Below are 15598 nucleotides of genomic sequence, written 5' to 3'. Positions count from 1 at the left end.
CTATTGTTATACATAGTATGTCGAAAATAAAAAGAGCTTATATACTAACAAAACCGTTACATAGGTACAAACCGCAGCTAACACATCATCCAGGATCACACCAAACGGACTTGTATAGTTATCATTGACGTACCATATAAAGAATGGTTTTTTTATATCATAAAATCGAAATATGCAACAGATGAGTATAAATCTAAAGTTATCAAGAGAGATCTGCGAAGGGATATAAGGAGCAAGAGGAACATGAAGCAAAATATCGGAGCACATGTAGAGCGATAGAGACATGCCGATCATCTCATCTATAACTATAGAGGAATGATCAAAAGTGCTTGTAGCTTGTTGGAATTTTTTGATTGCCCACCAACCCACTACAACTAACACGAGTGTTACAAGTGCTAAAGAAAAATCTAACTCTAGCATTTTGAAATTGTTGAGAAGATAGTAAACAGGATAGAAGGCGATAGAACCAAGAGTGCCTGGCGCTATTGGAAATTTACCGATGTAGAAACAAGTAGCAATTGCTCCATAAAGAGTGCGGGGTGTTTTGATTGAGATGCTCTTATCATACATTAATGCTCTCAGATCGTAGTATTTCTCCTTGCCCATCAGAATACCTCCTGAGGTAACATAATACTACACACTGCAGTTGCTGCTAGTCCTTCCTCTCTTCCTATGCATCCCAATGTTTCTGAGGTTTTGGCTTTTACGTTCACTTGACCAGGTTCTAGGTTCAGTAATTCAACAATTCTTTGTGTCATCAGATGTTTATAGTTGATCAACTTTGGAGACTCTGTGATGATTGTGATGTCAATGTTGTTAACGTAACCACCTTTCTGTTTTAGAAGTTGATATACTTCCAATAACAATAAACTTGAATCAGCACCTTTATACTTCTCGTTTGTATCAGGAAATAGTGTACCTATGTCACCAAGCCCCATAGCTCCAAGCAAAGAGTCAATCAGAGCATGTAGCCCCACATCACCATCGGAATGAGCAACCACAGAACGCCTGCAAGGTACCTCAACATTACACAACATGATAACATTGCCATCGTGGCCTTGATCGTTCTCGGCAAACTTATGTATGTCAAAGCCATGCCCAACTCTGTTGATGTACTTTGCATCTACCAAAGCTTCTATATACCTTACGTCTTTGACATTCGTCACTTTCATATTGGTATGATTTCCTAAAACTGTACCTACATCCATTCCGTACTTGATACATAAACTAATATCATCTGTAAAGCTTTCTATGCAATTTGAAAAAGCATTTTGATGTAGATCTAAAATGACTGGATAGTGAAATCCTTGTGGAGTTTGGCTGAGATAGTAATCGTCACGATTTACAACATGCAGTTTTTCTTTCAATTTCATGGTATCTGCTACCTCTACTACAGTATCCACAGCGCAAAAGTCCCTAAGTTGGTTCAATACTTTTGATATTAGCTGTAAATCAACAAGTGGTCTAGCAGCATCATGAATCAACACTTTGATAGGTTTGTACTTTTCTATGCCCATTAAACCCAGTCTTGCTGAATTTTGTCGATCCTTTCCACCACATACATATGGAAGAACCTGAAGGCCATCTAATGCACTGGTATATGATGCGACGTGATTCTCATCTATGACAACCTGTACATGATCGATGTCAGGATGTGCTAGAAATGTTAACACGGAATATCGTAATAGTGGCACATTGCGGATTCTGATGTATTGCTTGGGAACAGTACAATTCATCCTAGTACCATTGCCAGCGGCAAGAATAAGTGCGATATTGGTCATAACATTAGTGTTAATGTGCCCCCAAATGTGACTGGGATGGCTATATTATCGTCGATTCCTATTTTTTTTGAAAATAGCTCAATAAGCGTTGCAGACGCTGCGGCAACTACCCCTTTGCCTATAAACATAGCATCGATGTTTGAAATGTGAAAGCTGCTTAGTAGCACGATCATTACAGAGCATCCTAAAAATGCTGCTGTGCCCACATAAGTTTTATTCCCTAAAATCTTGGTCTTTCCAAACGACATACCCACTATACTTGATGCAGTGTCAGAAATGATGACGACAAGAAAGGACATTATAAATATGGATTTTTCAAAAAGCTCTAAACATAAGACAGCAGACAACAACATGTATGTCGCACCACTAAAATGCTTCTGCTCATGAGGTCGAAATAGCGAATACAGGTATAATGACTGTAACATCACACGTACTTTAGGACCGACTACGCTTGTATTGTTTTTTAACAGGTCAAACGCTACTAAGCTAAAAGCTATCAATGATGTGATTCTAAACATCGTCGCATAAGAAACGTAATAGTATAAAATCGGTATCCACAAAGAAGAAAGATGTATTAGCTTTCTGCAAAACTCGTGCTTTAGTTGTATCTGCATGTTGGACAATTGCTTTACTTAAAAACCGCTGGTTGATTAAAATTGATTAAAAATCAGGGTCTGCGTAATAACTAGGAACGCGGAAGTGTGGTAACTTATCGCTCAGTATACTTTTAAAACTTGGTCTTGATTTTATTAAAGAGTACCAATGTTTAACTTTAGCGTTTCTTGTCCAATCTACGTCACCCAAGAAGTCCAGTGTGGAAAGTTGGGCGGCGGCAGCAAAATCAGCGAGAGTGGGGGATTCTCCGCATAAATATTCCCTTTCTTCTAACAATGTACCGATGTAATCCAAATGATACGCCATATTTTTCTTTGCAATTCTTATTAAATTAGAATTAGGCTCAACACTTGTATTAAATACTTTGAGTACCTTTTCAATGAGTAGGTGTTGGGAAACTTCGGAGTAAAACTTATGATCGAACCATTCGCACACCTCCCTTACAAATGCTCTTGACAAGGGATCGTGGCCGATCAAGTTACGAGATGTGTATACCTCTTCCAAGTACTCAAAGATTGAGGTGTTGCCACGTAATAATGGTTGTCCTGGTACCATTAGGGTAGGGGTTTCATAGCCAAAATGAAGTGAACATAAATTCTTATCATTTTCCCAGTATCTAGTTAAAATGAGCTCGAAGTTTATATGCTTCTCGTGTAACACTGCTCTCAGCTTACGTGAGAAGGGGCACAATGTGTAGTGTTGAACTTCTATCATGCTCATGACCTCAACTCTTGAGGCAAGTGAAATCTTACCGTTTCTTCTATGCCTTCCATCTCTTGGACAGTTATTTCAAACCAATTGCTAAGCATGCTTACAACTTCGCTTACCAACACTTCTGGCGCAGATGCACCTGCTGTGATACCCACTCTCGTAGTGTTGTCAAACCAATTCTGTTGAAGATCGGCAGCCCCATCGATTAAGTAGGAAGAAACTTTCATGGTCTTTCCAAGCTCTTTTAAAGTGTTTGAGTTAGAGCTGTTATGGGATCCAATGACAAGCAAAACGTCAACCTGACCTGCTAGCAACTTGACAGCGTCTTGGCGATTTTGTGTTGCGTAGCATATGTCTTTGACGTCTTGGCCTTGAATATCTTGAAATTTTTGTTGTAAAGCATCAACTATACCTCTTGTTTGATCCACGCTGAGTGTGGTTTGTGTGGCGTAAGATATTTTGCCAATATGGTTTGATAGCTCCATCTTCTCTATATCTTCGACTGTCTCAATGATAAGTGGGGTGCTTTGAAGTCTACCCATAGTGCCTTTGATTTCAGGATGTTCGCTATGACCTATAAGAATTACTTTGGAGCCATCTGCTTCATACCTTTGCACTTCGTGATGTACTTTCTTTACAAGTGGGCAAGTTGCGTCTATGACCTTCAAGTCTAACATTTGTGCTTCTAATTCCACTGATGTTGCAACTCCATGTGCAGAAAAGATGACAACAGAACCACGTGGTACTTCTTGTAGTGTATCGACAAATCTCACGCCTATATTTTTTAGCTTATCCACTACATATCGGTTGTGTACTATTTCATGGAGAACGTATATCGGCGTTCCATATTTTTTTACTGCTTGTTCAACAGCTTCTATTGCTCTTTTAACTCCAGCACAGAATCCACGTGGCTGAGCCAGCACGATAGCAAGGTGTTTTTTCATTGGTGAGAAAGTGCTCGAAAGTTTAACTAATTACTGTATTATATGCCAAACTATAAACTTGATCCAGACTGTTTTTGTGCTGACTTGTACGAAACGAATAGAATTTGATGCTGCACATAGAGTTAGAGAGCATCGCAGTGTCTGCAAAATGCTACATGGCCATAGATACGCGATAGAGGCAACGTTTGCATCTCAGGAGCTTAACCAAATTGGTATGATCATAGATTTTGGAGAGATCAAAGATAAATTAAAATCTTGGATAGACAAATACTGGGATCACAATACTATTCTTCACGCAGATGATGAAAACCTTGGACGTGCGATAGGGCAGATTACGACACAAAATGTGTTTTTCATGAACTGTAATCCTACGGCAGAAAATATGGCAAATTTTGTGCTTCACGAGATCTGTCCTTCACTGTTTGTTGACACCAATGTGCAGTGTATCAAGATAAGGCTCTATGAAACCCCAAGCTGTTATGCTGAGGCAACAATTGAAAAAATAAATGCCCACGTATAGCACCTCACATCGGTTGTCAAAATAAATCGCTTGCAAAGAAAGCTATATTGTAGGACAATTCCGTTTAAAATTCTCACATATTTTGGTAGGTAAAAAATGAGTAGGCAAAATGCTTTGGATGCTGCACTAATTCAGATAGATAAGGTGTTTAGCAAAGGAACTATAATGAGGTTGGGAGACGGCAAGGTCTTAGACATAGAAGCTGTCTCTACTGGCTCTCTGGGGTTGGATATCGCACTGGGTATCGGTGGGGTACCGAAGGGCCGTATTGTTGAAATTTATGGGCCTGAGAGTTCTGGTAAGACCACGATAGCTCTTTCTATTATTGCGCAAGCACAGAAAAAAGGTGGAAGGTGTGTCTTTATAGATGCAGAGCATGCTCTTGATCCTGCTTATGCAAGGAAGCTTGGAGTCATAGACAAGGAGCTAATTCTATCACAACCTGATCATGGTGAGGCTGCACTTGAAATAGTCGATATCTTGGTAAGATCTGGCGCGGTAGATGTCATAGTTGTAGATAGTGTTGCTGCGTTGGTTCCAAAAGCTGAGATCGAAGGTGACATGGGAGATAACCACATGGGCCTACAGGCTAGGTTAATGAGTCAGGCCTTGCGTAAGATTACAGCTAGTGTGTCAAAATCCAATTGCGTATTGATATTCATCAACCAAATCAGAATGAAAATTGGTGTAATGTTTGGCAGTCCTGAAACTACTACAGGTGGAAACGCCTTGAAATTTTACTCTTCGGTACGCCTTGATATTAGAAGGGTTGGTTCTTTGAAGGACAAGGACGTGGTAATAGGTAACCAAACAAGAGTGAAAATAGTCAAGAACAAGGTTGCACCCCCTTTCAAGACTGTTGATTTTGACATCATGTATGGCGAAGGTATATGTAAGCTTGGTGAGATTATAGATATCGGAGCGAATGCAGAAATCATTGAGAAATCTGGCGCTTGGTTTTCCTATAATGGTCAGAAGATGGCTCAGGGCCGTGAAAATACTAAAAAGTTTTTGATGGATAACCCTGACATAGCAACTGAAATTGAAGCAAAAATAAGAGCTAAGAGCAGCATGTTGGGGCTTTCTATTTCATCTTCTTCTACTGCCTCATCAGATCTAGAAAAGGAAACTACAGAGAGTTCTGAGGTTCAAGAAGCAAGCTAGTAGATAGCTTGGGTGGACACCTCTCTGTATCTGAAAAAGGAACGTAGATGACGTTAGGCGCCAGGGGGTTTGTAGAAGTGGTGAAAAGCGACAAGAGCTCTAGTAGCGAGTCTCTTGCGCTTCGCACGTCTTCAGCTGTCGATCAGCCCTCCATAGTTAAAGGGGTGTACTCGTTTTCTGAACCACTCCAGCACCACGCTCCCGCATCGTTATTGGGAAATAAGGGGGCTGCTTTGGCAGAGATGATCGGTATGGGCATTCCTGTGCCGCCTGGTTTTACAATCACAACTGACGTGTGTACCTCCTACTTCCTTCATAATGGAGTGATACTGCCAGATTATAAGCGTCAAATAGAGTCGGCGTTGTACATACTTGAAGACAAGGTCAATTTAAGTTTGGGAGATCGATTCAAACCATTGTTACTATCGGTTAGATCTGGGGCTGCTGTCTCGATGCCTGGGATGATGGACACGATTTTGAATCTAGGGTTAAATGACCAGACTGTCCTGGGTCTAGGCAACAAAACAAACGATATGAAGTTTGCCTATGACTGCTATAGGCGGTTTATACAAATGTATGGGAATGTAGTGCTTAAAATAGAGGCACATCACTTTGAAAGTGTCTTGTTAAATTATCAGCAGGAGAGTGAAGTAGTCCAAGGCAATATGACGTCAACCGGGACACTTGAAATAATTGTTGATGAGTATAAAAAGATCGTGAAGAAATTAACTGGTATTGAGTTTCCCCAAGATCCAAAACAACAGCTGTGGACTGCAATTTCAGCAGTGTTTGACTCATCAACAAATCACAGGGCAGTGACGTATAGGAAGCTTAACGGAATACTTCCAGATATTGGGACTGCTGTGAACGTTCAGGCTATGGTGTTTGGTAATATGGGTGGAGCGAGTGGCACTGGTGTTGTTTTTACTCGGAACCCATCGGATGGCAAAAAGGAGTTGTATGGAGAATATCTGATCGACGCGCAAGGAGAAGATATAGTTAGTGGTTCAAGAACTCCTCATCAGATACACTCCAGTACTTCAGATACATCCCTTCAAAGTATAATGCCTAAAGTGTATGAAGAGCTACATAAGATTGTATATATGTTGGAATCTCACTACAAGGACATGCAAGACGTGGAATTTACAATAGAGCAGAGCAAGTTGTGGATACTGCAAACAAGACATGGCAAAAGAACTGCAAAAGCTGGTATCAAAATTGTTGTAGACTTAGTGAAAGAAGGCTTGATCAGCAAAGAGGAGGCTGTAAAGTCCATCGCACCTTCATCACTTCAAAATTTACTGCATTCGACCGTTCATCCTGGTGTTGCTGTGCAGCCTGTATGTAAGGGTTTGCCTGCATCTCCTGGTGCTGTTTCTGGCACCATAGTTATGTCTCGAGAGAAAGCTCTGCAGTTATCTCAAGAAAGAGACGTAATACTAGTGAGAGATGAAACAAATCCAGATGACATAGATGCGATGTATGCCTCTGTGGGTGTGGTGACTGCAAGGGGAGGTATGACATCTCATGCTGCAGTGGTAGCTAGAGGTATAGGTAAGCCTTGTATCACTGGCGTATCAAGTATTTCACTAGATGGCCAAACAATGACTGTTAGTACTCAAGATGGTAGCATCGTTCTAAATGAAGGCGATACCATCACAATGAGTGGTACAACAGGTGAAATATTTATTGATAAGGTGCCTGTAGTATCCTCAGAACTGACTGAGGAGTTTACAGAATTTATGAGTTGGGTTAATCGATATAAAAGAATGATGGTTTTTGCAAACGCCGATACTCCAGGGGATGCAATCACTGCAATGCGTTTTGGTGGAGAGGGCATAGGTTTGTGCCGTACAGAACATATGTTTTTTAAGCCGCAACGCCTTAGTGCAATCAGGCGGATGATATTATCCTGTACACCGGATGATAGAAGACGTGCTTTGGAGGCCTTGTTACCTTATCAAAGAGAGGACTTTAAAGAGCTATTTCGGATCATGGGGGGGAAGCCAATGACAATTAGATTGCTTGATCCCCCACTGCATGAGTTTTTACCATCTTCCGACAAGGAAATTGTGGAGTTTGCACACGCAATGTCTTTAGAAGTTGATGTTGTTAAAGCAAGGACTAAAGAGTTGCAGGAGCATAATCCAATGCTTGGTCACCGTGGTTGTAGGATCGGGGTGACGTTTCCAGAAATCTATGAGATGCAAATGAGAGCTATATTTGAGGCTGCATTATCCACATATACAGAACACTTGTCTGTGGTCAACATAGATATCATGATACCGTTTGCAATAAGTGCAAGAGAAATTGAAATAATAAAAAACAACATAGACGCTATGTATACTAAGTTCTTTAGCAGCAATAAGGGAGCTGTCTGCTACCGTGTTGGTACTATGATAGAACTTCCTAGAGCAGCATTGTTATCGGATGAACTAGCTGGTGTCGCGGAGTTTTTTAGCTTTGGTACAAATGACCTTACTCAAGCGGTGCTGGGCATATCCCGTGACGACTCTGGTACATTTTTAAAGAACTATGTGCAATGTGGAGTATTGCCGTATGATCCATTTGTTACCATAGACAAAAATGGTGTTGGGCAGCTGATGCGTGACGCGATACAAAATGCTAGACGAAAGAACTCAGATCTTACGATTGGTGTGTGTGGTGAGCATGGTGGCGATCCTGCGTCCATATCGTTTTTTGAGACCCTTGGGTTAGACTACATATCATGCTCACCATTTCGTATACCGATAGCTGCATTGGCTGCTGCACAATCTGCTTTACAAGAGCTTAAGGTTTGAAAATACTTCCATCAATGGAGTTGTCGCATGGTAACTGTGATGGTACATTTGAATTGAATGCGATGGGGAAGTCTGCTAATTTGATATGTATATCATTCCATTAATGAGTCTACGTATATGGCTTCTAAGCAGGATGGCGTTAGTCCACGGATAGTCTGTGCAATAGCTACTGATCAAAGCGGAAGTTTACCAAATGCACTGAATGATATCAGTATCGAGAGTGTTGGTACATTGGCAAGTATACTGGAAGCTGTACACAAAATCTGCTATGTGATGGTCAGGCACCAAAAAGAATGGGTGGATACTGGAATGGGCCCGTTATGGCATCTAGAAAGGACTGGATTGGAAGCTGTCAATCGAAATAGTAAAGTACATGATGGAATGAAGTTGTTGATTAAAGTATTACAAGATGTACATATCAATCAAAGATATGAACTGATGGGGAGGTACATCAAGTATTTGGATAAAGATGTGAGTCAAAAGATTATAGAAAATCTAACGCCGTTATTGGAAAGAAAAGATCTTGGTAGGGAAGGATTAGGTAAAGTACAAAATAAGCAAGGTCTCACATACATAGATAAGCAGGTGAAACGCACTGGCTATGATCAAGAGGTTGCAAGGTCAGTGTTGGAATGTATCCTGAAAAATCGATTTGAAGAAGGGGAGGATATACTAAGTGTTATTCATAAATATGTAGAACAGATGTTATTTGGTACTGTTGGATCAAGTGATAATGTTGAAGGAAATGCTCTAAAGACTGGTGGTCAAGAGGACCCCTATAGCTACAATGAAGAAGAAGATGATGATGTTAGAAGCGTAGGCGAATTTGGACCTCCGGTGGGAACCCAACAGGTGCAGAGTGTATGCTGTGTGGCGATGTTTGTAAGACTTGTTTATACCGATCCTGTACTTAACATGATATCATCGCCAGTTGGTACAGCACTTTTGGATAAAGCCTATGATCTAGGAGGTGAAACATTTTACTATGCGCTGCTGGATAAGATGTACGACAAAGACAGAGCCGAAGCACTGTTAAGCAGAGCGAGTCTTATAGGAAGCGCTCAGTTGGTCAGTGAGTTACTGGAAGTACTGGAAGGTGCAAAAGGGGAGGTGCCATCGATGGCTTTAAGCACAACATTAGGGGGAGGAAAAGAGTATGTGCAACAGACCACGACAGCGCCTGTAATTATAACACGATCAAATATAATATCAAGTGTTATGAATGGGATTGCAGTTCTCAAGAACAAATTTAACCTCTTGCCAGTACATGAGGCAACGCAAGTGAAGTTGGTTGATGCAGGACAGTATACAACCGAGATGGTGCAAACAGAAGAAATGATGTTTGCGATGAATCAAGTCCACTATCCACGGTTGGATGGTGATACTGGAGCTGTGACCTTAGAGTATATACAAGATGTAGTGTATAAAACAGCTATAGGAGTGAAAGTGGCTGACACTATAGTGGACGTGCTAAGAGTCGTAAACCATCCTACAATATATAACGTTAAGAAGGTGTTGCTTGATACAGTACATATCTACTCTATGTACACCTGCTTAGGTTTGTATACAATAACAGTAGGAGGTTTAGAGGTATCATACCAATTACATCAGGGAGAGTATACAGAAGCGCTGAAGCAGATAGCGATCATGGGTAGCTATGTGGCACTAAATGTAGCGCTACATTTAGCTATAGCGGCGCCAGGGTTACAATATGTAGGTCTTACATTTGCCATGGGCATCACATTCTGCGGTGCTTATCAGGCAATGTTCAACGCACATGACTTATACGCAGAATATACAAGCGAATACAATGCAATTAAGTCAGCATCGGCATATGCCGAATTGTATGAATTGTTGGCTCATAGCCCATTACAATATGTGTATGACTTTGGTGCAAAAGAGCTCATGGAAGGATTATACAGTGAGTGTGAGCATTCAGAGCTATAACAAGGAAGTGCTGAAATAACATACCTATCAACTATCAACGTGGATGTGCCAATAAAAAGCATTTACCAGAGCACGCTTGAAGCACCTTAATATGTCTTGAGGGTAATTCCAAAAGGTCAGAATGCTGGTGCACCAGCTATAAATAAAGTATCGACATGCTCTGTAACTCCTGGTATATCTCTTGTCAAAGCCTTTAAAGCAACAACCAACTTAAACAAATTAGAGGAAATCTTGCAGTACAACAGTCAAGAGATTGAAGCAAAATGGCAGAGTTTCTGGGAAGAGAATGGAATATATAGATGGGATGAAAATGTTACAAGAAGAGAGGACACTTATTCTATAGATACCCCACCACCAACTGTTTCTGGTGTTTTGCACATGGGGCACGTGTTTAGCTATACTCAAGCCGATTTTATAGCTCGTTTTCAGAGAATGCGTGGTAAGAATGTGTTTTACCCAATAGGTTTTGATGACAATGGGTTGCCTACAGAACGCTTGGTTGAAAAGGTGAAGGGGATTCACGCTTCTCGTGTTGATCGGAGGGAGTTTAAGGCGCTTTGTATGGAAGTTGTTTCACATGCAGAGGAGCAATTTAGGATTTTGTTTAAAGAGATCGCTCTAAGCGTTGATTGGAGACAAGAGTATCAGACTATTAGTACAGAGACTCAAAAACTGTCTCAAATGTCATTTATAGACTTGCTTCAAAAGGGCAGAATAGTAAGAAAATTTGCTCCGACTTTCTGGGACTGTGTGGATGGTACCGCAATAGCCCAGGCAGAAATAGAGGATAAGGAAAAGCAAGGTTACATGTACGACGTTGCATTTCATTCAAGTATGTCTGATGTGCTTGTTATATCTACAACACGTCCGGAGCTTTTGCACGCTTGTGTAGCGCTTCTATATCACCCGGATGACGATAGATATCAACATTTGGAGGGGCACCACGCCACTACTCCTATTTTTAACAATCTGGTCCCAATCATACCTGACGCTGATGTAGACTCTTCAAAAGGCACTGGCTTAGTCATGTGTTGTACTTTTGGTGACATAAAAGATGTGGAATGGTGGAGGCGTCACAAGTTTGAGATTAAAGACTCCATTGATCTATTTGGGCGGCTAAAAAACGCTGCAGAGTACACTGGCTTAAAAGTTGGAGATGCTAGGCAGCGTATCATAGAGGATCTGCATCGACTGGACTTGATCAGAGACAAGAAAGAAGTAATACAGCATGTAAAATGTGCTGAAAGGTCTGGTGCGGCGCTTGAGATTATATCGACATACCAGTGGTATATCAAGGTGTTAGAATCTAAAGAAGCTTTACTAGCAAAGGGTGGAGAGTGTAACTGGTATCCAGTGCACATGAAGGTGAGGTTGGATAACTGGATTACTGGCTTGAATCAAGATTGGTGTATATCAAGACAACGCTTTTTTGGTGTACAATTTCCTGTATGGTACTCAAAACGAAAAGGGGAAGAGGGTAAGGTACTTGTGGCTGAAGCAGAGCAACTTCCGGTTGATCCAAGTGTAGACCTTCCAAAGGGCTATAGTATCGAAGAAGTCATTCCCGAAACAGATGTAATGGATACATGGGCCACAAGCTCTCTGACGCCACAGATCAATAGTAAAGCTATTACGTCAGAGCTTGCAATAGATTATGAGAGACATAAGAAGCTATACCCATTTGATTTGCGTGTGCAGGCTCATGAAATAATTAGAACTTGGACTTTTGGCACGATAGTTAAATCGTGTTTTCACGAGGATTGTATACCTTGGAAATCACTTATGATCAGTGGATGGTGTTTAGCTGCTGACAAGACTAAAATGAGTAAATCGAAAGGTAACGTAGTTACACCAAAGCAGCTGATTGTAGACCATGGCTCCGATGTTGTAAGGTACTGGGCATCAAGCTCTAAACTTGGTGCGGATCTTATTTACTCAGATGAGATGTTAAAGGCTGGTAAAAGGCTTGTGACAAAACTGTGGAACGCATCAAAGTTCGTAAAGATTCACATTGAATCCCTGACCCACGATTCAAAGAACAGCTTACAACAAGTTGAAGACGGCACAATCTATGAAACGGCCGATATCTGTATATTGTCGAGGTTACAAGAGACTGTGAAACTGGCCACAGAACACTTTGAGGTCTTGGATTATTCTGCTGCCAAATCTGTCATTGAGTCTTTTTTCTGGAAAGATTTCTGCGATAACTATTTGGAATTGGTAAAAAAGCGCTTATACGGTACTAGGGATGTAAGCAGCATGCCGATGCAGGGCCAAAGGAGTGGTATATGTACAATGTATCACGTTTTTAGGTCCCTCTTGTTATTATTCGCGCCTATTATTCCTCACATTACAGAGGAGATATACCAAAATATGTTTGGCAGTTCCTTGGACCAATTATCGATACATCAAAGGGGTACTTGGCCAAGTTTTGAGGAATGCTACTATAGCGATAGGCATCGTGAGTTATGGCCTGCTGTATTGAGCATCTTGGAATTGGTAAGAACATTTAAGTCGCAGGAGAAAATAGCCTTGAATGCCCCTATTGGGTTGGTGGCATACACTGGTGATGTACTTGATGCTTCAATTATTGGCGATTTGGAATCTGCAATTAGTGGTAAGCTACAGCACTGTGATACACTACACACAGAAGTCTCTTTTAGATCAAAAGTGAGTACAAGCGATGACAAGGTTAGTATATACGTGGTTGATTAGTGGTGTACTTGGGTTGGAAACCACTAGAATTATAGGAATATTGTCATGACCAATAATCAATTACATTCATATGATGTGAGCAACGTATCTGTATGTACTAAAAGAGAAGAGATCTCACGTACTGAATATACAGTTAGTCAAATCTCAAATGTAATTAAGGGTACACTAGAACAAAAACTGTACAATGTGTATGTGAAAGGTGAGATATCGGACTATAAAATTGCTCAATCTGGTCACGTCTATTTCTCCTTAAAAGACTCTAACGCTATTCTAAAAGGGGCGTGTTGGAGGCAAGTGGCAGCACAACTAGATATCTCGTGGAAGCAAGGTTTAGAAGTGGTGTGTTATGGCAACATTTCTACATACACAGAGTATTCTAGCTATCAGCTTATAGTGAAACACATCGAAGTCAGTGGTGTGGGCGCTTTGCTACTGATGTTAGAAAAGCTTAGAAAAGCTCTTGCTGCAGAGGGCCTGTTTGATGAGAAACGCAAAAAGCGAATACCAGGTCTGCCAATTGTTATAGGTATTGTGACATCTCCTACTGGTGCCGTAATCAGAGATATGTTACATCGTATTACTGAGCGTTGTCCTGTTCATGTGATAGTATGGGAGGTTTTGGTACAGGGCAAGGAGGCTCCGGGTGAGATTGAAAAAGCTATACGAGGTTTTAATACCTTACCTGATAACATCCCTAGGCCAGATGTTTTGATAGTGGCACGTGGTGGGGGATCTATAGAAGATCTAGGAGCTTTTAACGAAGAAAGGGTAGTACGTGCTGTTGCCGACTCTACTATACCCATTATATCTGGTATAGGTCACGAGACTGACACAACGCTCATAGATCATGCAGCAGACGTAAGAGCTCCTACGCCGACTGCGGCTGCGGAAATTGCTGTGCCTGTGTTACATGAATTGAGGCGTCGTATAGAAGAGCTGTATGAGCGCCTTCGGTTGTCCTTGCCAAATACTATAAGTGCCATAGAGCTTAGACTAGAAAAGGCATCCTCAGCTCTTCTGAACGTTGAGGTGGTATTTAGAACTGCCACTAATAAGTTGGCGGAGCTGTCCTTAAAAAATAGAATGATAACAGAGCAATATCTTAGATTGCATGAGACAAAGTTATCAAATTATTACAGGCTTTTAAACAGTGCGGATTATAGAACAGTGCTGAGTCGTGGTTTTGCTTTGCTTAAAGGGACTGAGCCATACGCTAAGCCTATCCGTTCTATCCAGCAGCTAGGGGTTGGGCAGTCTTTAGTGATAGAGTTGGCGGACGGTATAAGTGTTGTGACTGTGATCTCCTCTGTCCCAAAAGACAAAAGGTGAATGCCTTGTTTTTTGTACTGATGCGCATAGATATTGCTTGATGACTCGAACGTTTATTTCCATGATGTCGTTTTGAGGTTTGTTCCCATCCACATTACCTTTAGAGAAAGGTTTGACCGCATTGACTTGAGGCTGTATGATAGCTTTGTCGATGGTCTGTCAGTGTGGTAGTGTGACAAAGGAAGAATAGCCAAACATACGTAACATTCTCGATGTGTGTATATCCAGTATAAAATATAAATTTATAGATATTACCCAAATGAAACTACCGGTAGGAGTCAGTGATTTTAGAAAGATAGCAACAGGTAATTATGTCTTTACGGACAAGACGCTGTTGATCAAGGAAGTAATGGACGATGGTGCTGATATCATACTAGTCACAAGACCTAGAAGATTTGGTAAAACATTGAACTTGTCGATGCTGTACTACTTTTTAGATCATAGTCAGCCAAAAGATGAGAATTTGTTTGAGAAGCTAAATATAGGGCGAGATGAAGCCTTTTGCGAGGAGCATCAGAACAAATATCCAGTGATATTTATATCGTTCAAGGATGTGAAGAAATCACAGTACGAGGATGTGTACGAAAATATCCTTATTTTAGTGAGGGATGTATATAGGGCCCATAGATACTTATTGGATGGAGATTGTTTAGATGAAGACGAGAAGGGTGTGTTTAATGCATTGTTGTATAAAACAGGGCAACAATCTGAGGTAGAAGCATCGATTCGGCAGCTCTGCCTCTACATACACAGGTATTGTGGCAAGAACCCGATTATATTGATAGACGAATACGACACACCGATACAAGAGGGGTATTTGGAAGATTACTATAATGAAATTACAGAGTTAATGCGTGGTATACTAGGCCAGGCATTAAAGGATAATAGCTATCTGACAAAGGCCGTGGTCACAGGAATCACTCGTATCTCTCAGGAGAGTTTGTTTTCTGGATTAAACAACATAGAGGTGTACTCGTTATTGAGAGAAGACTACGGGCAATACTTTGGGTTTACCGAAGAGGAAGTGCTGAGGCTACTGGAAGAAACGAAGCAAGCAGTATCGCTTGATTC

The 15598-nt window shown here is 41.0% G+C and carries 12 protein-coding genes; 7 read left to right on the top strand and 5 right to left on the bottom strand.

The genetic code is table 11. From position 1 onward, the window contains the following. Positions 1-6 precede the first annotated feature (6 nt). The 5 genes from EDM53_RS01775 to ispH are packed head-to-tail and all read right to left on the bottom strand — an operon-like array spanning position 7 to position 4051. The gene (locus EDM53_RS01775) at positions 7-606 is read right to left on the bottom strand and encodes a phosphatidylglycerophosphatase A family protein (protein ID WP_130121834.1); all 600 of its coding nucleotides are present in this window, start codon (positions 604-606) and stop codon (positions 7-9) included. Continuing rightward, positions 606-1781: a 2-C-methyl-D-erythritol 2,4-cyclodiphosphate synthase gene (gene ispF / locus EDM53_RS01770; RefSeq protein WP_130121832.1), complete on the bottom strand. Its 1176-nt coding sequence runs from the start codon at positions 1779-1781 to the stop codon at positions 606-608. Before ispF ends, EDM53_RS01775 begins: the two co-directional genes overlap by 1 nt. Beyond that, a complete protein-coding gene (locus EDM53_RS01765; RefSeq protein WP_130121830.1) occupies positions 1778-2395 on the bottom strand; it encodes a diacylglycerol/polyprenol kinase family protein in 618 nt (205 codons plus the stop codon). Before EDM53_RS01765 ends, ispF begins: the two co-directional genes overlap by 4 nt. A 46-nt stretch (positions 2396-2441) precedes the next feature. Continuing rightward, positions 2442-3110 carry a glutathione S-transferase family protein gene (locus EDM53_RS01760; RefSeq protein ID WP_207215408.1) on the bottom strand — a complete coding sequence of 223 codons (669 nt, stop codon included), beginning with the start codon at positions 3108-3110 and terminating at the stop codon, positions 2442-2444. Between the two features lie 2 nt (positions 3111-3112). Continuing rightward, positions 3113-4051, bottom strand: a complete 939-nt coding sequence (ispH, locus tag EDM53_RS01755; RefSeq protein ID WP_130121826.1) for a 4-hydroxy-3-methylbut-2-enyl diphosphate reductase — start codon at positions 4049-4051, stop codon at positions 3113-3115. Positions 4052-4061: 10 nt separating this feature from the next. On the opposite strand from ispH, the gene EDM53_RS01750 reads away from it, so the two are divergent. The 7 genes from EDM53_RS01750 to EDM53_RS01720 form a co-directional block, all read left to right on the top strand. Continuing rightward, on the top strand, positions 4062-4571 hold the full coding sequence (locus tag EDM53_RS01750) for a 6-pyruvoyl trahydropterin synthase family protein (protein WP_340641743.1): 510 nt from the start codon (positions 4062-4064) through the stop codon (positions 4569-4571). Positions 4572-4667: 96 nt separating this feature from the next. After that, complete coding sequence (gene recA, locus EDM53_RS01745; protein ID WP_130121824.1) at positions 4668-5735, top strand: recombinase RecA; 1068 nt, start codon at positions 4668-4670, stop codon at positions 5733-5735. A gap of 47 nt (positions 5736-5782) precedes the next feature. Beyond that, positions 5783-8536 (top strand): pyruvate, phosphate dikinase, encoded by a 2754-nt coding sequence (gene ppdK, locus EDM53_RS01740; protein WP_130121822.1) that lies wholly within the window; start codon positions 5783-5785, stop codon positions 8534-8536. Positions 8537-8653: 117 nt separating this feature from the next. After that, on the top strand, positions 8654-10483 hold the full coding sequence (locus tag EDM53_RS01735) for a hypothetical protein (RefSeq protein WP_130121820.1): 1830 nt from the start codon (positions 8654-8656) through the stop codon (positions 10481-10483). 228 nt (positions 10484-10711) lie between these two features. Continuing rightward, positions 10712-13198, top strand: a complete 2487-nt coding sequence (locus EDM53_RS01730) for a valine--tRNA ligase (protein WP_410528551.1) — start codon at positions 10712-10714, stop codon at positions 13196-13198. Between the two features lie 45 nt (positions 13199-13243). Next, positions 13244-14527, top strand: a complete 1284-nt coding sequence (gene xseA / locus EDM53_RS01725) for an exodeoxyribonuclease VII large subunit (protein WP_130121816.1) — start codon at positions 13244-13246, stop codon at positions 14525-14527. Positions 14528-14786: 259 nt separating this feature from the next. Then, positions 14787-15598: AAA family ATPase (locus EDM53_RS01720; RefSeq protein WP_165379556.1), on the top strand; the 812-nt coding region annotated here is incomplete at its 3' end.

The organism is Rickettsiales endosymbiont of Peranema trichophorum (genome assembly GCF_004210275.1).
Lineage (GTDB): Bacteria > Pseudomonadota > Alphaproteobacteria > Rickettsiales > Midichloriaceae > RICK02.
This window is presented reverse-complemented; position numbering and strand designations above follow the sequence as displayed.

What these genes read in the sequence shown, in the direction of transcription:
- xseA (WP_130121816.1), top strand. Translation starts at nt 13,244, where the DNA reads ATGACCAATAATCAATTACATTCATATGATGTGAGCAACGTATCTGTA.
- EDM53_RS01735 (WP_130121820.1), top strand. Translation starts at nt 8,654, where the DNA reads ATGGCTTCTAAGCAGGATGGCGTTAGTCCACGGATAGTCTGTGCAATA.
- ppdK (WP_130121822.1), top strand. Translation starts at nt 5,783, where the DNA reads ATGACGTTAGGCGCCAGGGGGTTTGTAGAAGTGGTGAAAAGCGACAAG.
- ispH (WP_130121826.1), bottom strand. Translation starts at nt 4,051, where the DNA reads ATGAAAAAACACCTTGCTATCGTGCTGGCTCAGCCACGTGGATTCTGT.
- recA (WP_130121824.1), top strand. Translation starts at nt 4,668, where the DNA reads ATGAGTAGGCAAAATGCTTTGGATGCTGCACTAATTCAGATAGATAAG.
- EDM53_RS01760 (WP_207215408.1), bottom strand. Translation starts at nt 3,110, where the DNA reads ATGATAGAAGTTCAACACTACACATTGTGCCCCTTCTCACGTAAGCTG.
- EDM53_RS01765 (WP_130121830.1), bottom strand. Translation starts at nt 2,395, where the DNA reads ATGCAGATACAACTAAAGCACGAGTTTTGCAGAAAGCTAATACATCTT.
- ispF (WP_130121832.1), bottom strand. Translation starts at nt 1,781, where the DNA reads ATGACCAATATCGCACTTATTCTTGCCGCTGGCAATGGTACTAGGATG.
- EDM53_RS01775 (WP_130121834.1), bottom strand. Translation starts at nt 606, where the DNA reads ATGGGCAAGGAGAAATACTACGATCTGAGAGCATTAATGTATGATAAG.